The organism is Catellatospora bangladeshensis (assembly GCF_016862575.1).
In the GTDB taxonomy this organism is placed as follows: domain Bacteria; phylum Actinomycetota; class Actinomycetes; order Mycobacteriales; family Micromonosporaceae; genus Catellatospora; species Catellatospora bangladeshensis.
This window is the reverse complement of sequence record NZ_BONF01000020.1, coordinates 70,108-86,670: the sequence shown is the minus strand read 5'-3', so window position 1 is coordinate 86,670 and position 16,563 is coordinate 70,108. Positions and strand designations below refer to the sequence as shown.

Annotated in this window: 14 protein-coding genes; 4 read left to right on the top strand and 10 right to left on the bottom strand. The window is 71.1% G+C overall.

The window, feature by feature from the left end:
• Window positions 1-111: 111 nt before the first annotated feature.
• Window positions 112-2,889, top strand: a complete 2,778-nt coding sequence (locus Cba03nite_RS18830; RefSeq protein ID WP_203747685.1) for an immune inhibitor A domain-containing protein — start codon at window positions 112-114, stop codon at window positions 2,887-2,889.
• A gap of 73 nt (window positions 2,890-2,962) precedes the next feature.
• Here the strand turns inward: Cba03nite_RS18830 and Cba03nite_RS18825 are convergent, their stop codons facing one another.
• From Cba03nite_RS18825 to Cba03nite_RS18800, 6 genes are all read right to left on the bottom strand, one after another.
• Window positions 2,963-3,151: a hypothetical protein gene (locus Cba03nite_RS18825; RefSeq protein ID WP_203747683.1), complete on the bottom strand. Its 189-nt coding sequence runs from the start codon at window positions 3,149-3,151 to the stop codon at window positions 2,963-2,965.
• A gap of 19 nt (window positions 3,152-3,170) precedes the next feature.
• On the bottom strand, window positions 3,171-3,905 hold the full coding sequence (locus tag Cba03nite_RS18820; RefSeq protein ID WP_203747680.1) for a hypothetical protein: 735 nt from the start codon (window positions 3,903-3,905) through the stop codon (window positions 3,171-3,173).
• Between the two features lie 219 nt (window positions 3,906-4,124).
• Window positions 4,125-4,682: a hypothetical protein gene (locus Cba03nite_RS18815; RefSeq protein WP_203747677.1), complete on the bottom strand. Its 558-nt coding sequence runs from the start codon at window positions 4,680-4,682 to the stop codon at window positions 4,125-4,127.
• On the bottom strand, window positions 4,679-5,764 hold the full coding sequence (locus Cba03nite_RS39860) for a LuxR C-terminal-related transcriptional regulator (RefSeq protein ID WP_239125855.1): 1,086 nt from the start codon (window positions 5,762-5,764) through the stop codon (window positions 4,679-4,681). The genes Cba03nite_RS18815 and Cba03nite_RS39860 overlap by 4 nt, the downstream gene beginning before the upstream one ends.
• A 362-nt stretch (window positions 5,765-6,126) precedes the next feature.
• Window positions 6,127-8,448 (bottom strand): immune inhibitor A domain-containing protein, encoded by a 2,322-nt coding sequence (locus tag Cba03nite_RS18805; protein WP_203747674.1) that lies wholly within the window; start codon window positions 8,446-8,448, stop codon window positions 6,127-6,129.
• Between the two features lie 150 nt (window positions 8,449-8,598).
• A complete protein-coding gene (locus Cba03nite_RS18800) occupies window positions 8,599-9,702 on the bottom strand; it encodes a C45 family autoproteolytic acyltransferase/hydrolase (protein ID WP_203747666.1) in 1,104 nt (367 codons plus the stop codon).
• Window positions 9,703-9,806: 104 nt separating this feature from the next.
• On the opposite strand from Cba03nite_RS18800, the gene nhaA reads away from it, so the two are divergent.
• Both nhaA and Cba03nite_RS18790 read left to right on the top strand, forming a co-directional pair.
• Window positions 9,807-11,054: a Na+/H+ antiporter NhaA gene (nhaA, locus tag Cba03nite_RS18795; protein ID WP_203747663.1), complete on the top strand. Its 1,248-nt coding sequence runs from the start codon at window positions 9,807-9,809 to the stop codon at window positions 11,052-11,054.
• An 83-nt stretch (window positions 11,055-11,137) separates the two neighbouring features.
• Entirely contained in the window at window positions 11,138-12,052 is a 915-nt protein-coding gene (locus Cba03nite_RS18790) for an alpha/beta fold hydrolase (protein WP_203747660.1), read from the top strand.
• A gap of 3 nt (window positions 12,053-12,055) precedes the next feature.
• On the opposite strand, the gene Cba03nite_RS18785 is transcribed toward Cba03nite_RS18790, so the two are convergent.
• Complete coding sequence (locus Cba03nite_RS18785) at window positions 12,056-12,421, bottom strand: UCP033725 family protein (protein WP_203747658.1); 366 nt, start codon at window positions 12,419-12,421, stop codon at window positions 12,056-12,058.
• Window positions 12,418-14,313 (bottom strand): SseB family protein, encoded by a 1,896-nt coding sequence (locus Cba03nite_RS18780; protein WP_346112545.1) that lies wholly within the window; start codon window positions 14,311-14,313, stop codon window positions 12,418-12,420. Before Cba03nite_RS18780 ends, Cba03nite_RS18785 begins: the two co-directional genes overlap by 4 nt.
• A 179-nt stretch (window positions 14,314-14,492) precedes the next feature.
• Between Cba03nite_RS18780 and mycP the strand changes: the two genes are divergently transcribed.
• Window positions 14,493-15,710: a type VII secretion-associated serine protease mycosin gene (gene mycP, locus Cba03nite_RS18775; RefSeq protein ID WP_203747654.1), complete on the top strand. Its 1,218-nt coding sequence runs from the start codon at window positions 14,493-14,495 to the stop codon at window positions 15,708-15,710.
• A gap of 81 nt (window positions 15,711-15,791) precedes the next feature.
• On the opposite strand, the gene Cba03nite_RS18770 is transcribed toward mycP, so the two are convergent.
• Together Cba03nite_RS18770 and Cba03nite_RS18765 are read right to left on the bottom strand one after the other, a co-directional pair.
• Window positions 15,792-16,088: a WXG100 family type VII secretion target gene (locus tag Cba03nite_RS18770; RefSeq protein WP_203747652.1), complete on the bottom strand. Its 297-nt coding sequence runs from the start codon at window positions 16,086-16,088 to the stop codon at window positions 15,792-15,794.
• Window positions 16,089-16,118: 30 nt separating this feature from the next.
• Window positions 16,119-16,409 (bottom strand): WXG100 family type VII secretion target, encoded by a 291-nt coding sequence (locus tag Cba03nite_RS18765; protein WP_239125854.1) that lies wholly within the window; start codon window positions 16,407-16,409, stop codon window positions 16,119-16,121.
• Between the last annotated feature and the right edge of the window lie 154 nt (window positions 16,410-16,563).

The window sequence follows — 16,563 nt, the reverse complement described above, 5'->3', positions numbered from 1 at the left end:
CGTGAAGCCGCGCAGGCATGGGAGAGGCAGGCCGCCATGCTCCTGCCTTTTCCTGCCGAACCGCTACGGCGTCCCTGCCCACGGCGGATACCCCCAAGGAATGGAGTGACCATGAAGCACGCCATCCATGCGCGAAGGAGGCGCCGGCTGCTCGCCGGTGTGCCCGCGCTGGCGCTGGCCGCGGTGGGGCTCTACGGCCCGGGAACGGCGAGCGCTGCCGCCACCCCGACCGCCGTCATCAGCCCCAGCGAGTACTACATCAACTACGCCGAGCCCGCCGTGCAGCCGGACACCGACGGCAAGGACGTCAAGGGCAAGGGCGGCATCTACGGCCCCGCGCTGGACAAGGCCCGCGCGTTCGACCGTAAGCACGCCAACGGCAACCCGCTGACCGCCAACCAGCTCGCCAAGCTGGAGGCCAAGTCCATCAAGACCGGCAAGAGCCCGCGTCAGCTCAAGCAGGCCAAGAGCACGCAGGTCGCGCGGCTGCTGACCATGCTGGTCGAGTACAACACGCAGGCGAACGACGACTTCACCGGCGTGATGGTGCCGGAGTCGGTGAACGGTTCGCGCACCTGCGTGCCGGGCACGATCCAGAACGGCCCGACCAACAACACCATCGCCAACCCGGCGACGCTGGGCCACACCGACAACAACTCGATGTGGGTGCCGGACTTCAACCAGGAGCACTACAACAAGCTGCTCTACAGCGCGGAGGGCATCACCGAGCGCATCCGCCCGGACCTCACCGGTCCGGACGGCAAGCCGGGCATCGACATCTCCGGCCTCACGATGCGCAACATGTACCTGGAGATGTCGAAGGGCGCCTACACCGTCGAGGGCCAGGCGACCCCATGGATCACCCTGCCGCACTCGGAGGGCTGGTACGCCGCGTCCCGCTGCTTCAAGGACGCCGACGGCAACTGGCAGGCCGGCGCGATCCAGGACCAGAACGGCCACCCGGACAACCCGCTCGGCCCGCAGCAGATGGCGATGGACGCGGTGAACGCGCTGGCCGCGTCGAACCCGAGCTTCCCCTGGGCCGACTACGACATCGAGGACCAGGGCGACCGCGACGGCGACGGCAACTTCTACGAGCCGGACGGCGTCATCGACCACCTGGTGCTCGTGCACGCCGGTGAGGACAAGTCCGGTGGCGGTGGCGACCAGGGCGTCTACGCCATCTGGGCGCACTCGTCGGCGGTGGCCGGCGGCTACAGCATCCCCGGCACCAACCTGAAGATCTCCAACTACATCGTGCAGCCGGAGGACTCCGGCGTGGGCGTGTTCGCCCACGAGTACGGCCACGACCTCGGTCTGCCGGACCTGTACGACACCTCGGGCGGCGGCGAGTCGGGCATCGACTTCTGGGACCTCATGTCCTCCGGTTCGCACTCCGGCCCGGTCTTCCAGTCGATGCCGACCCACATGGGCCTCTGGGACAAGTGGGTGCTCGGCTGGGCCGACCCGCAGGTGCTCGCGCCGGGCTCCGACCCGCGTGACGTGCAGCTGGGCCAGACCTCGCGCACGCCGAAGGGCACCAAGGACGGCATCAAGATCGACCTGCCGCCCAAGACCGTCACGCTGGCGACCCCGCACAGCGGCGCCAACATGTGGTACACCGGTGCCGACCAGGACTGGGGCAACATCAAGATCGCTCGTTCGGTCGACGTTCCCAACGCCGCCGACGCGAAGTTCTGGATGTGGAACAACTACGTCATCGAGCAGGACTGGGACTTCGGCATGGTCGAGGTCTCCACGGACGGCAACACGTGGACCCCGCTCAAGGTCTACAACGAGGCCGGCCAGCTCGTCTCCACCGACGACGGCTACAGCGACCCGAACGGCAACCTCAACACGTTCGGCAAGTACGGCCTGACCGGTGACAGCCACGGCTGGCGTCACGACTACGTGAACCTCGGCGCCTACGCCGGGACCACCGTGCAGGTGCGGCTGCGCCTGGCGACCGACGCGGCCTTCCAGGAGCGCGGCTGGTTCGCCGACGACTTCTCGGTCACCGGTGGCGGCGCCACCACGTGGCAGGACGACGTCGAGAGCGGTGCCAACGGCTGGACCGCGACCGGCGGCACCTGGGTCGACACCTCCGGCCCCGGCTGGCGGATCGACACCGGCACCTCGACCAAGGCGCACTACTACCTGGCCGAGTGGCGCAACTTCGACGGGTTCGACAACGGCCTGAAGTACGCCTACGACAGCACCTACCTGCGCGACGGCGCCTGGAAGGTGGAGAAGGTCAAGTACAACGCGCCGGGCATGCTGGTGTGGTACCGGGACACCACGTACGGCAACACCAACCACGTCACGGCGAACCTGACCGCACTGCCCAGCGCGGGCGCCAAGGGCGGCCTGCTCATCGTGGACGCCAACTTCGACCCGCTGCGCCGCTCCGGCGTCGCGGCCACGAAGGACACGTCCACGCTGAAGAACCTGCAGGGCCGTCCGCAGTCGTCGAACGCGGCGTTCACGCTGCACCCGACGTACCCGTTCCGGGAGTGCCTGGAGGTGCCGGCCGAGCCGTTCAGCGAGTACTGCACCGACTTCGGTCCGCAGCCGGCGGTGTCCGCCTTCACGGACGCCAAGGGCTGGGTGCCGGGTCTGGAGTTCCGCAACGGCAGCCTGTTCTACCGCGACGTGGACGCCTCGACGGTCATCCCGTCGGTCGGCAACGCGCCGTACACCACCCGGATCGTCGACGCCAACGGCAACCCGGTGACCGCCCTCTACGGATACGACGGTCTCGGCTTCACCGTGTTGGGCAGCGGCAACCCGGGTGACGCGGGCGTCGCCTACGGCGTGACCATCACCATCCTCCGCTCCGCCAAGGACAACTCGTACGCCACCGTGCACGTCACGCCGGCGCTGAGCTAGTCCGCAACGCAACAGAAGAGGGCGGCCCGCACCACGCGGGCCGCCCTCTTCGCATCCGGGCCGGGGAGCCCGGTCAGTGCTGCCTGCGCTCCGAGCCACGCCGGAGCAGGAACCACCAGACGGTGACCCCGGCCAGGATCAGCGGCGGTATGACGAGTTCCGGCGACCGACCGAACGTCATCGTGAGCGCCAGCAGCCCCACCTGGAACACGACGTAGGCGAGGACCAGCGTGCCTACGATCCGCCCGAGCTGTGCCAGCATCGTTCCTCCTATTGCCAGATCAGTCGCCGTTGTACCAGGACCAGGAGTAGGTGCCGTTGCCGTGCGGCACGATCTTGATGTTCGGGTACTCCATCCAGACGCAGCCGTAGGTGACCACGCAGGTCTCGATGGCGAGGTTCGCCTGAGAGACGTAGCCGCTCTTGCTGATGCCCGACTTGTACTGGTAGAAGTACTTGTCCCAGGTGATGCTCCGGACGTAGTGGATGCCGTCCGTGTTGCTAACCCAGGCGGTGACGCTGGGGGTGCCGGTGATGGCGTTGTTCTTCCAGCACCAGTACGCCGACTGCTGGAACCGGAACTGGGTGGCGCCGTACAGCGTCTTGCGGGTGAACCCGACGGTGACCGTCTTGCAGCCGGAGGTGGTGGCCTTGATGTAGGCACCCGCGGCCGAGCCGTACTGGGGGCACTCGGTGCCGGGGCCGTCGACGGCGATGACGCCCTTGGCCTTCGCCGCGAAGTCGCCGCCACCCGGCACATAGATCGGGCGCTGGCACGTGCTCTCCACGTCCTGCTCCTCGATCGCCGCGCCCTGGTCCTCCAGGGTGCTGGTGGGGTAGTAGCCGAAGCTGCTCACCACCGTCGTGCCCGTCTCGTCGTAGAGGTCGACGTGGACCGTGAACTCGTCGACGGTCTCCTCCTGCTGCGGCGGCTCGACGGCGTACGCCGGGCTGACCGCGCTCAGGCCGAGGGCGACAGCGGCCGCCAGGGTGAGTAGAGTTGCCTTCGTTCTCACGTGCTGTTCCTTTCGCGTGGTGGTGCGGTGAGGGCGTGGGGTCGTCCTGCGTTGCCGCGCAGGTGGCCCCTTCTTCGTACGGCCGCCGCGTGAGCGATCGATGCCCGGCGGCGCCGTACGAGAGCAAAGTAGACGGCCGACCGCGCGCCGGAAAGAATCGCGCGCCTGCTTGCACATTCCTGCAAGCGGCCGACCGTGAGCAGCCCCGTGAGCTGCTGTTCAGGGACAGAGCGGGCAGCCGGGTCCGCTGCCGCCCTTGACCTTGAGATCGGTGAAGGCGTCCTCGACGACCCGCGGATCGTTCAGCGGCAGGGCGCCGTCGTACCGGGCTACCGGCACGCCGCCCACGATCTCCCAGCCGATCGCGAAGCAGGCGAGCCGGACGTCGGACCGGGCGATCACGCACATCGCCTCGGTGGTCAGCTCGGGGATCCCCCGGGTCACGCTCATCCCGGGAAGCGGCTGGTCGTAGAGCGTGACGGGAACACCCCTGGCGTCACCGACCGTGTAGTAGGCCGCGACGGCGAACACCTCCCTGGTGTTCGCCGGCGGCCGGCAGAGCTGCAGCCCGCCGGCGATCGTCACCATCGTGTTCGCCGCGTACCGCTCGATGTGCACGTCGTCGATCCGGGCAGTGGTGGTCATGCCCTCCGGGCAGGTGAGCCAGCTGTACTGGTCGATCGCGACAGGCGGCCCGGCCAGCGCCCGCGCCCCCGGCAGGGCCAGTGCGGTGAGGACCGCGATCAGCAGGGACAGTGGACGTAGGCGTCTGGTCACCCGTTCTTCTCCTGTTCAGGTCTGTGCTCGGGGTCGTCTTCGGGTCCGGCGTCGGCAGCCGGGGGCGCCTGGCGGGCGGCCTCCGCGCCCAGGCGCAGGCCCAGCTGGAACCGGTTGGTCACGTCGTACCTGTCCATCAGGGCGGACAGGGTGTAGGCGATGGTGCGCACGCTGATGTCGAGCTTCGCCGCGATCGCGGCGTCGGTGTAGCCCTTGGCCAGCAGGACGACGATCGTGCTCTCGCGAGGGGTGAGGTTCATGGGCGGTGTCCAATCGCGGCCAGGGTCCTTCGCGAGGTCCCACTGCTGCCGGAAGAGGTTGGCGAGTTCGGCGACCAGCTCCGGTGCGGTGATCTCCCACATGCCGCGCTCCCGGTCGGCGGCGTCCTGACGCACCAGCGCCGTCGTCCGGTCGAAGATGATGAGCTTCGCCGGCACCTCCGGCAGCTCGCGATACTGCATACCGTGGCAGCGCAGCTCCTCGTCGTGCCAGTCCGACTCGTCGTCCGACGACGCGGGCACGCCGAGGCTCAGGATGGCGACTCCCCGCGCGGCGAGCTTGCGGTTGAACGGCGCCGCGGCCCGGACCGCCGCACTGTCGAACGCCGGCTCCGGGTTCATCGCCAGGTGCTCGTGACGTTCTGCCGCGGCGAGCTCGGTCATCCGCTCCATCGTCTTGCGCAGGCCGTCGAGCGCGCGGACGCCGTTGGCGGGCATCCGCGCCAGGCCCGCGACGATGTTCGGGTACGCCATCCGGGACAGGCTCTGGTGCAGCCGGTGGTGTGCCAGCGCGTTGCGGTGGTGCCGGTCGCGCAGCGCGGACAGCACGTGGCTGGGGCCGCGGCTGGACCAGACCCGCTCCTCACCGCTGCCGTCCGCCACGTCGCGGCCGGGAGTGGCCGCGCCGAGCGCGTTCAGCTCGTCCAGGGCCCGGCGCACCTGGCGCGACTTCATCTCCAGCGAACGGCTGATCCGGTCGACGGACCAGGGGCCGAAGGTGATGAGCGTGCGGTAGACGAGATCCGCGTGCGGCGAGACGCCCCACCGCATCAATGACGGCACGGCGGCCTGTGTGTCGAGCATGAACGAGCCTCCCCCGCTCCACCGTTCGCGCGGTCCCGCTGACCGCACATGAGCAAACTAGGCAGTTCCGTTGCGGCGGAACAGCTCCGGCCGACCGATTGCATGTTTGTGCAACCGCCGCCGTCGATCTGGAAGCCCGGCGCGGGCCGCCATATGTTGTCCTTCGGAGGGCCGCAGCTCCGCATCACCTGGCACGCGCGTGCCGGACGTCCGTCAGGCACGGGGGACCGCGAGCCGTGGACGGCGAAGGGACGGCCACCCACGACGGGTGGCCGCCCCTTCAGCCGTTTCTGGATCTTCTCGGACGTGAGAAGGGGCCTGCCCCCGCGGGCAGGCCCCTTCTTGTCAGCGCCGTGCGGTCGTCAGTTCTTGACCTGCAGCAGCATCACCGGCAGCGCGCCGGTCAGCTCCAGCCAGACCGAGATCTTGACACCGTCACCGGCGACCTTGACCGAGTTCCACGGGTTGGCCGCCGACCAGTAGCGGTTCGGGTCCGAGTCGTCGAACGTCGGGATCGCCGGCTGCGACGCCACCGTCAGCGGCACGCCGTTGCGGTGGAACGTCACGGCGTCGGTCTTCTGCAGACCGAACGTGGCGTCGAACGGCTGGCGGCGGTTGCCCAGCCGCACGCCGTCCTGGAACACGATCGGCGTCGGCCGCGCGTCGACGGGCAGCGCGAGGCCGCCGCCGTGGTGCGCCGAGGTGTTGTTGTCGCCGAAGGCGTAGTTCACATACCAGACCAGCAGGCCGTCCTGGTACGGGAACTTCTCCACCCAGTCCGGCTTGGTGTTGCCGAAGCCGAAGTTGTACGGGCCGGTCTTGAGGCTCTTGTCGTAACCGGTGTACGTGCGGTACTCCGCGAGGTAGAAGTGCTCCGACTGCACCGAGGTGCTGCCGCCGAAACGGGTGAACCCGCTCGACGTCCACGCGCCCGTGCCGGCCTCGACGTCGTCCGTCTCGGCCACGGCGCCGTCCTTGACGATCGCGATGTCGTCCAGGAACGCGCCCTTGAGGGCCACGCCGCCGTCGCTCTGGTACCGGAACCGGAACTTGATGTTCTGGCCCGCGAACGCGCTCAGGTCGTACTCACGGCTGGTCCACTCCTCGCCGGACGAACCGTCCAGGCGGTCGGTGACCGTGCCGTCGGCCGCCTTGCCCGGCACCCGGGTCCAGGTCGTGCCGCCGTTGACGCTGGCCTCGCCGTAGAAGAAGTCGTAACCCTCTTCGATCTCGTACCAGATCTGCGTCGTCAGCGCCGCCGTGGTGGCGCCCGTGAGGTCGATGTCACGGGTCAGCGTGTTGTTCAGGTCGTCCGCACTGCCGCTCCACCACTCGAACGCGCCCGAGTGGGGCTTGTTGTAGTCGGTGGTGACGGTCTGCGTCGGCAGCGGCACGAGGACCGCCTGCGGCAGACCCTCGGGCGTGGCCGCCGAGCCCAGCGAGACCAGCTTGGTCTTGCCGTTGCCGACCACGGTGTAGTCGAGCCAGCCCAGGAACAGCTTCTCCCACGGACCCATGTAGGTCGGCGAGGTGCCGATGCTGTTGGCGTCGTGGCTCATCCAGGAGCCACCCGACATCAGCGTCCAGAAGGCGGTGCTGTTGTCGCCACCGGCGGTGTCGTACAGGTCCGGCAGACCGAGGTCGTGGCCGTACTCGTGCGTGAACACGCCGAGGCCGCCGTTCTCGGGCTCGGTGGTGTAGTCACCGATCCACAGACCGGAGTCGCCGATCGGGGTGCCGCCCCGCAGGTTGCCGGCCGGGCCGGTCTCGCCGACCTGGTCCAGGTTGACGGCCCAGCGGTGCGACCAGATCGCGTCGGCACCCTGCGCGCCACCGCCCGCCTCCTCACCTTCACCTGCGTGAATGGCCTGGAAGTGGTCGATGTAGCCGTCCGGCTCGTTGAAGTTACCGTCGCCGTCGTGGTCGTACCGGTCCCAGATGTCGAACTGGGCCAGGTACGTCTTGATCTGCGCCGGGGTCTTGCCCGCCGCGAGCTGCGAGTTGTACCAGGCCGTGGCGGTGTCCTCGATGAACGGCCAGTAGGTGTCCGTGTCGTCGAGGTTCTGCGGGTTTTCCTCCGCCTCGTCCCAGTTGTAGCCGTACCGGGCCTCGTTGTAGGGCAGCTTCACCCACTCGCTGACGTCGCCCTTGACCGAGTACTTGCCACCCGACTGCTTGTAGTAGAAGTCGGCCATCGACTCGCCGGGCCCGTTGATCATCTTCAGGTAGTGGTCCCGATTGAAGTCGGAGGCCCAGTACGTGGAGTTGTCGAGGGTCCGGTTCGGCTCCGGAATCTGGTTGTAGCGCGGGCCGGGGGTGCCACCCGTGCCGTCCGGGCCGACCTGGTCACCGAACTCGACCAGGATCGTGAAGATGGGGTCGACCTTGTCGGCCTTCTTCTTCAGCTCGGCCCAGCGGTTCTTGCCGATCTGCACGACCTCGGAGCCGTTGCGCTGGACCGCCTTGGCCCGGCCCGACACGACGTCGGCGATGGCCTGCTTGACGGCCTCCTGCCGGGACGCCTCAAGCGGGTTGTACAGGTTGTCCTGCCGGCTGGCGCGCGACGGCTCCTTCGGGGTGTCCGCCTGCGCCGGAGCGCCGTTCGCGGGGGCACCCGTCAGGCTGGCGGCGACCAGCGCAGCGGTGATCCCGGCAGCGGTGCCACCAATTTTGCGGATTCGCAAAGGGTCCTCCCTCCCTTTGACGGAAACGACCAGGGGCAGCGCACGGCAGGGTAAGCCCGTCTGCCGGTGGTCGTCGATTGTGAAAGCAGCCTTGCATAACTCCGCGTCGCTGTCACCACCTTGCGCGGGCAGAGATTTCCGGCGTCCACATCAGATCGCGATAGTCGTGCCTTCTTCGCCCGAACAGGGCGGACCGGCGATAAGGCTGATTGTTCGCGCATCTAGATCCATCAAAACGGTCCAGATCGTCTCGGATCGGTCGGCCTCCGCGTCGCGTGCGTCGGCATGGCGACAGATCGACAGCGGGTGGCCGAGATGGTCCTCCAGCACCGACCGCAACTCCCGCGGCCCCAGGGCATCCGGATACGCCGCCAGCAGCCGGCGGGCCCGCGCGGAGCGGAACAGCGACGAGCCGCCCCAGTCCTTGATGGTGTCGTACACCGGCAGTGGCGCCTCGAAGTGGTTGGCGTGCACCAGTACCCCGTCCACCGGGTGCAGCCAGCCCGCCTCGCCCGGCGCCAGCTCCAGGTCGATCAGCTCGCCGCCGCCCGGCCCGGCCTGCCCGATCAGCAGGTTGATCGAGGCCGAGCGCGGCGCCCGCATCGCGTTGCGGGTCGCCCAGGACAGCGAGTCCGCCTCCAGCACCGAGCGCAGGATCACGTGGTACGGCACCCCGCCCGGCCGCCCGTCCCGGTCGCTGCCGAGCAGGTTGACGCAGACGCCCACCCCCGCGCCGTTCAGCCCCGCCTTGGCGAGCATGCCGGCCTCGGTCAGCGCCGCCACCCGGTGCCCGCGCTCGTCCTCGGTGCGCAGCAGCAGGTTGACGTCGCGGTGGGCCGGATGCCAGTCCCAGTTCTGCGCCAGCAGGATGCGCCCGCCCGCCGCGCGTGAGCCGAGCACGCCGATGCTGGTGCACTCGCCGGGCTCGGCCGGGCTCGGCGAGCCGCAGGCCGGGCTGCCGTAGAGCAGCTCGGAGCGCGCGTTGATCGCGTAGATGAGGGCCGGCTCGACGCCCGCGCCGTGCGCGACCCCGTCGAGCATGTCCGCGAGGCGGGGGAAGTGCGCCCGGGTGGTCTGCCCGAACTCCGCGCCGCGCGCGGCGACCGCCGCCCGGTCCAGCCCGGCGGCGACGGCGAAGCGGTCCAGGTACGCCGACACGTTCGCGTCGATCCGATCGGCGGCCGCCGCGCCGTAGGCCAGGCCCATCTGCTCGGGGGTGCCGCGTACGTCGATCACGGCCAGGGGGGTGTCCATGGTCGTGCACTCTGCCGCACCCCCCGGCGGGGCGCCACCGCGTATGTCCGGTTCATCGCGAACCTCCGGGTATCCGGGGGATTCGGACCGTAGGATCCGGGATCATGGGGGAGAGCCGGACCCGGCCGCAGGCCAGCCCACGTCTGAAGCGGATGCGGCGGCGTCGCGCCCAGGCCGCGCGCGGTGCCGCGGCCGAGGTCGCCCGGTTCCTGCGCACCGAGCAGATCGGCGGCCTGGTGCTGCTCGGCGCCACCGCGCTCGCCCTCATCATCGCCAACTCGCCGCTGGCCGGGGCCTACCAGCGGCTCAGTGCGTACGCCTTCGGCCCCGAATCGCTGCACCTGCACCTGACCGTCGCCCAGTGGGCGCAGGACGGCCTGCTCACCGTCTTCTTCGTGGTAGCCGGGCTGGAACTCAAGCGCGAGCTGGTCGTCGGGGAGCTGCGCGACCTGCGCCAGGCCGCGCTGCCCATCGCGGGCGCGATCGGCGGCATGCTCGTGCCCGCGCTGCTGTGCTTCCTCGTCGCGTTCGGCGCGCCCGGCGGCGGCGATGCCTGGGCCGTGCCGGTCGCCACCGACATCGCGTTCGCGCTGGCCGTGCTCGCCATCTGCGCCAAGGACCTGCCGCCCAGCCTGCGCGTCTTCCTGCTCTCCCTGGCCATCGTCGACGACCTCGGCGCGATCCTGCTCATCGCGATCGCCTTCACGGCCCACGTGGCACTGCTGCCCCTGCTCGGCGCCGCGGCCGTGCTGGTGGCGTACGGCCTGCTCCAGCAGTTCCGGATCCGCGGCTGGTGGCTGTACCTGCTGCTGGGGCTGGCGGCCTGGGCACTGGTACACGCCTCGGGCGTGCACGCCACCGTCGCGGGCGTGGCGGTCGGGCTGCTCACCCGGGTCAAGCCCGACCCCGGCGAGCACGAGCCGCCCGCCACGGAGCTGGAGCACCGGCTCCAGCCGATCTCCGCGGGCATCTGCGTGCCGCTGTTCGCGTTCTTCGCCGCCGGCATCACGATCAACGCCGGGGCGCTCACCGCCATCTTCACCGATCGGGTCTCCCTGGGCGTACTGCTCGGTCTGGTGGTCGGCAAGACCGTCGGCGTGCTGGGCGGCGCCGCGATCGCGGTCCGGACCCGCCTGGCCGCCCTGCCGGAGGCGCTGAACTGGCGCGACCTGTTCGCGGTGGCCGTGGTGACCGGCTGCGGTTTCACGGTCAGCCTGCTCATCGCCGAACTCGCCTTCGCCCCCGGCGACCAGCAGTCCCGCGTCAAGGGCGCGGTCCTGCTCGCCTCCTTGATCGCATCGCTGCTGGCCGCGGCCCTCCTGCGCAGACAGGTCCGGGTACGCGCACGCTAGCCTGCTTGCATGAGCGAGCACAGCGAGCGAATCCGAGGGCTCTGGTCAGCTCATGCCGCCGGCGAGCGCAGCGAGGAGAAGGCATGAGCGAGCAGGTGGATGAGCAGTGCGTGCTGACCGAGGGGCCGTGGGAGCACCGCTTCGTCAGCGCCAACGGCAGCCGGTTCCACGTGGTGGAGCAGGGCACCGGCCCGCTGGTGATCCTGCTGCACGGCTTCCCCGAATTCTGGTGGGCCTGGCACCGGCAGCTCCCCCTGCTGGCCGACGCCGGGCTGCGCGCGGTCGCGGTGGACCTGCGCGGCTACGGCGCCACCGACAAGCCGCCCCGCGGCTACGACGGGTTCACCCTCGCCGGTGACGTGGTCGGGCTGATCCGCGCCCTCGGCGAGCGCAACGCCACGGTCGTCGGCGCGGGCGCCGGCGGCCTCATCGCCTGGTCGGCGGCGGCGCTGCACCCGCGCCTGGTCAGCCGGCTGGTGGTGCTCGGCGCGGCGCACCCGCTGCGGCTGCGCTCCGCGCTGGTGGCCAACGCCGCCCAGCGCCGGGCCGGCAGCGAGCTGCTGCGCTTCCAGCTGCCCCGGTTCGAGCACGTGCTGACCCGCGACGACGCGGCGCTGGTGGGCGCGCTGCTGCGGGGCTGGACGTCGCCCGGTTTCCGCGGCAGCGCCGAGTTCGCCGAGTACGAGCAGCGCTGCCGGGAGGCGATGCGCATCCCGCAGGCGTCGTTCTGCGCGATGGAGGCCTACCGGTGGGCCTTCCGGTCCACGCTGCGGCTGCACGGGTATCGCTTCCTGCGCGCGGTGAAGCAGCCGATCATCTCGCCCACGCTGCAGCTGCAGGGCGCCCTGGACCCGATCACGCTGCCCGCGACCGCGCAGGGCTCCGGCCGCTACGTGCTGGCCGACTACGAGTGGCGGCTGCTCGACGACGTCGGCCACTTCCCCCACGTGGAGCGCCCCGACCTGGTCGCCGGGGAGATCATCCGCTGGACGAAGTGAGCGTCAGAGACGCTGCTCGCGCAGCTCGCTGACCTCCTGCTTCGGCGCCCAGCCCTGGTAGACGCCGTAGTCGAACTCCTCCAAGCCCAGCTCCTGGGCGACCGGCGCCTTGCCGCCGGTGTACTCCACCCGCAGCCAGGACTGGTGCTCGGCGAGCACGATGAACGGCTGCCCGCGCCAGTTGCAGGTGCTGCGCACGTACGCCAGGTCGTCGACCTCGGCCGCGGGCACCACGCGCACGTGCCGGCCCGGCCGGACCTCCTCGAAGCCGTCGGCCGGCTCGGGGCGGTAGAGCCGCACGGAGTCGCCGTCGGGGCTCGCCTCGTACTCGCGCCCCTGGTAGCGGGCCACGTAGCCGTCGCGCATCATTCGCCTCCGTCGGTCCGCAGCCAGCGGGGGCCGTCGGCGTCGAGCACGGCGACCATCTCCTCCTTGCCCTCGGCGTCCACGCGCAGCAGCCGCGCGCCGTGCGGCAGCCGGGCGCTGTCCACCTTGAACTCGGCGATGATCTCGGTGCTGTCCCCGGGAGCGAAGCCGTTGCCGCGGAACGGCGGGCGCTCGATGACCCAGCCCTCCATGGCCCGCATCGCCGCCTCGTGCTGCCCGCCGTACGGGATCCGGTACAGGCTGGGCCGATACGCCGGCCAGCGCAGCACGTAGATCACCTCGTCGTCCGCGCCGAACGGGGACCCTGTCCAGGTCAGCCCCAGCGCGCCGCGCAGCGCCTGCGGGCCGCGCAGGTGACCGACCTCACGTGCGCGGTGCACGAACCCGGACACCCGGTCGTAGCCGCGCTCCAGGTAGTAGCCGATCTGGCTGGGCGCGATCACCTTCTGCATCTCGGTGACCTCGGGATCGCGCCGGGCGGGCGGCGGCGCGCTGCCGGCCGTCGGCACCGGCGCGGCGGGCTCGCCGCCGTCGTTGCCCAGGCCCATCTCCGCGGCCCACCGGGCCAGCTCCAGCAGCTGGTCGCCGGGCAGCGTGGCGCCGATGGCGGTGCCCGGGTCGACCGCGAACGACCACGCCGGGTCCGGCCAGGCCGCGGCCAGGCTGATGAAGCGCACCGGGACGGTCTCGACCGGGGCGGGCATCCGCTCGGGCGACGTGTAGCAGACGATGTGCGGCTCGCCGTCGATGTCGCGCGGCTGCCAGCGGTAGCCCGGCTCGCCCGGCCGGGGACCGTCCGCGCCGCCCGGCAGCAGCACGGTGGCCAGCAGCAGGGTGGACAGGAAGGCGTCGGTGTTGCCCGCCTCGGCCGCCTCGAACAGCTGCTCCTCGACGGTGTTCGCGGGCGTGAAGTCGTCCTCCGGGCCGCTCGGGCGGCCGTGCCGCGGCCCACCCTCCCGGGCTGCGGGAGCAGGTTCGGCGGTGGGCGGCGCGGCCGGGCCCGACACCGCGGCGGGTTCGGCCGCCGGAGCGGCGGCAGGCACCGTGACCGGCGGCGCTGCCGCGACCGGCACGGACGGCGGGGGCGCCGCGGCGGCCGGCACCGGCGGCGGAGCCGCAGCGGCGGCCGGCGCGGCCTGGTTGACGGGCTCGGCCGGGTAGGCGGGCTCGGCGGAGAACGCCGGGTCGGCCGGGAAGAAACGGCCCCCGAGCTGCGCCTGCGGCGGTGGGGGTGCGGCTGGCTGCGGCACCGTCACGGCGGGTGCGGGCGGCTCCAGCTCCAGAGGGACGTGCACCCGCGGCGGAGCGATCGCGGGCCGTTCGACCTCTACGTCGATCACCTCGGCGTCGAGGATCACCTGGTCGTCGTGGTGCCTGCCGTAGACCGGCGGCGGAGGCGGCGGGGGCGGCGCGACGCGGGCCGCCTTGGCGCGCTCCAGCGCCTCCAGGCGCTCCAGCCGGCCCCGGGCGCCCGCGGGCGCGTTCGGGATGCTCGGGATGCGCACGTCGCCCCGCACCATCTGGGTGACGAACCAGGCCGGCAGGTAGCCCTCGATCGGCAGGCCCGGGTTCACCGCGAGCCACCATTCGTGGTTCGGCCACGCGGCCGCGAGGTCCTGGAACAGGATGCGGCGCGCCGGGCCGGCGTGCTCGGCCAGGCAGGACCGCATGGCCGCGGACGAGGTGAAGGCGAGCACGTGGGTGCGGTTCTCGGCGGTCCAGGTGCCCCAGCCGGCGGCGCCGTTCCCGCCGTCGCCGGAGACGGGCAGCAGCAGCTCCGAGCGGCCCAGGATCCGGAAGTAGAGCTCCTGGTCCCCCACGCGCAACGCGTCACGCAGCGCGATCTCGGTATCGGTGGCCGGCTCCCAACCCATCACGCGCTCACCTCCTGCCGGGAGAGTACTGAGACAACTTACCTTGCGCCCCGTATGCGTGTCGCAACCAGCAGTCTAGGTCGGCGCGGTCCAGTAGCATCTGCGCCGGGGATCGGCCACGCGGATGAACACCCTCCCGCGCGACCCGGTGGTCCTGCCATAAAGCCTGGGGAGGCGACATGCACCGCACCCGGCAGCCGGCCGTGTTGGCCGCGCTCACGGTCGTGCTGACCTTCGGCGGCGTCGGAATATCGACATCTCCCGCTGCCGCCGCCGCGCCGTGCACGAGCTCGAAGGCCGGTCAGCCGGTCGCCGAGAAGCCGTGGCCGCAGCAGCGCTGGGACCTGTCCGCGCTGCCCCGCGGCATCACCGGCGCCACCACCGTGGTCGCGGTGCTCGACTCGGGGGTCGACGCCGACCACCCGCAGCTGCGCGGAGCGGTGGACCCGGGCCTGGACGTGCTGCCCGGCGGCGGCACCGACGGCCGGCAGGACTGCGTCGGCCACGGCACCGGTGTGGCCAGCATCATCGCGGCCCGGCCCGTCTCGGGGGTCGAGTTCCGGGGCATCGCGCCGGGCGTGCGCATCCTGCCGATCCGGGTCAGCGAGCAGATCGGCGGCGCGGAGAGCACCGGCGGCAAGCCCGCCAGCGTCAAGGACATGGCCCGCGCCGTCCGCTTCGCGATCTCCGAGCGGGTCGACGTCATCAACCTGTCGCTGAGCTACGGCGAGTCCGGCAGCGGCGGGCTGGAGGAGTTCCGCGACGCGATCCGGGAGGCGATCGCCGCCGACATCGTGGTCGTCGCCGCCGTCGGCAACGCCAAGCAGCGCAGCAACCCGACGCCGTATCCGGCAGCGTGGGACGGCGTGCTCGGGGTGGCCGCGGTGGACCATGAAGGGCAGCGGCTGGACGCGTCGCAGACCGGCACCTATGTGGACCTGGCCGCTCCCGGCGGCGAGGTGCTGATGGCCCTGCCCACGCGGGGACACACCAAGGGCAGCGGCACGAGCTTCGCCACCCCGATGGTGGCGGCCACCGCGGCCCTGGTCCGGCAGGCCTACCCGGACCTCACCGAGGAGCAGGTGCGCAAGCGGCTCATGGCCACCGCCGACCCGGCCCCGGGCGGCCGCCGCAGCGACGGCTACGGCGTGGGCATCCTCAACCCCGTCCGGGCGGTGACCGAGCTGGTGGACGGCCAGCCGCGGGCCGTTATCCCGCCGCTGGCGCCGCGCGACGCCGATCCCGCTGCCGAGGCCGCCGCGGCCCGCGCCGCCGAGCAGCACTCGCGGGCGCTGTGGCTCGCCGTGCTCGGGCTGGTGCTGGCGGGCTTCGTGCTGGCCCTGGCCGTGGCGCTGCCGAACGGCAGCCGGCGCCGCTGGCGCCCGGCCGGCAGCTGACCGGCAGAAACACCGCCAGCTGCGAACACGAGGAAGGGCGCCCACCGGTCCCCCGCCGGGCGCCCCCTCAGTCGCGCAAGCTCAGTGGAACAGCTTGGTGTTGCGGTCCTCGGCGTCCTGGAACTGCACGGCCGCCTCGTCGACGGCGCCCTTGATGTCGCGCAGCATCGTGGACAGCTCGTCCGCCGCCTTGCGCCACTTGGCCTGACGGTCGTTGTACGCCGCCTGCGCGGAACCCGCCCAGGTGGACACCATCGGCCTGGCGTCGTCCTCGAGCTGGCTCAGCGTGGTCTCCAGCTGGCCCAGGGCCTTCTGGATGTGCTGGCTCGCGCCGTGCAGCGACTGGAAATTGACGACGAGCCGGTCACCGTTGCTCATGTAGGTCCTCCCCCTTCCGGTCTACGGTGCTCACAGGTTCAGCGAGATGCCGCCGGTGTTACGGGCGGACACCCGCCCGGCCTGCTCCTCGTCGGCCCGGGAGTATTCCTGGCCGGCGGTGCGGATGGCCGTCGCCGTCTCGGCGAGGGCGTTGTGCAGCGTCTTCTGGTCCTCCGCCCAGGCGATCTTGACCTGCTCGAAGGACGTGCCCGCGCGGCCGACCCAGCTCGTCTGCAGCACCTCGAGCTCGCTCAGCAGGCGGCTGAGCATGGTCTGCAGCTCGTCGTTGGATGAATCGAACTTCTGCGCGGTCGCGGCCATGATGGCAGCTTCGGACGCGGTCTCCGACATTGTCGAACGTCACCCCACTCCCTTTGTGCGTTAACGCGCCCACCGTCCTATGCGGAACTTAAATGGCGGTGCGCCTGTCTCGGTGACGGTATCGTCCTGCGCCAACTCGTGCCAGCCCGAGGCT

Coding starts and splice junctions, on each gene's coding strand:
- Cba03nite_RS18830 (WP_203747685.1), top strand. CDS start 112: ATGAAGCACGCCATCCATGCGCGAAGGAGGCGCCGGCTGCTCGCCGGT.
- Cba03nite_RS18825 (WP_203747683.1), bottom strand. CDS start 3,151: ATGCTGGCACAGCTCGGGCGGATCGTAGGCACGCTGGTCCTCGCCTAC.
- Cba03nite_RS39860 (WP_239125855.1), bottom strand. CDS start 5,764: ATGCTCGACACACAGGCCGCCGTGCCGTCATTGATGCGGTGGGGCGTC.
- Cba03nite_RS18800 (WP_203747666.1), bottom strand. CDS start 9,702: ATGGACACCCCCCTGGCCGTGATCGACGTACGCGGCACCCCCGAGCAG.
- nhaA (WP_203747663.1), top strand. CDS start 9,807: ATGGGGGAGAGCCGGACCCGGCCGCAGGCCAGCCCACGTCTGAAGCGG.
- Cba03nite_RS18790 (WP_203747660.1), top strand. CDS start 11,138: ATGAGCGAGCAGGTGGATGAGCAGTGCGTGCTGACCGAGGGGCCGTGG.
- Cba03nite_RS18785 (WP_203747658.1), bottom strand. CDS start 12,421: ATGATGCGCGACGGCTACGTGGCCCGCTACCAGGGGCGCGAGTACGAG.
- Cba03nite_RS18780 (WP_346112545.1), bottom strand. CDS start 14,313: ATGGGTTGGGAGCCGGCCACCGATACCGAGATCGCGCTGCGTGACGCG.
- mycP (WP_203747654.1), top strand. CDS start 14,493: ATGCACCGCACCCGGCAGCCGGCCGTGTTGGCCGCGCTCACGGTCGTG.
- Cba03nite_RS18770 (WP_203747652.1), bottom strand. CDS start 16,088: ATGAGCAACGGTGACCGGCTCGTCGTCAATTTCCAGTCGCTGCACGGC.
- Cba03nite_RS18765 (WP_239125854.1), bottom strand. CDS start 16,409: ATGGCCGCGACCGCGCAGAAGTTCGATTCATCCAACGACGAGCTGCAG.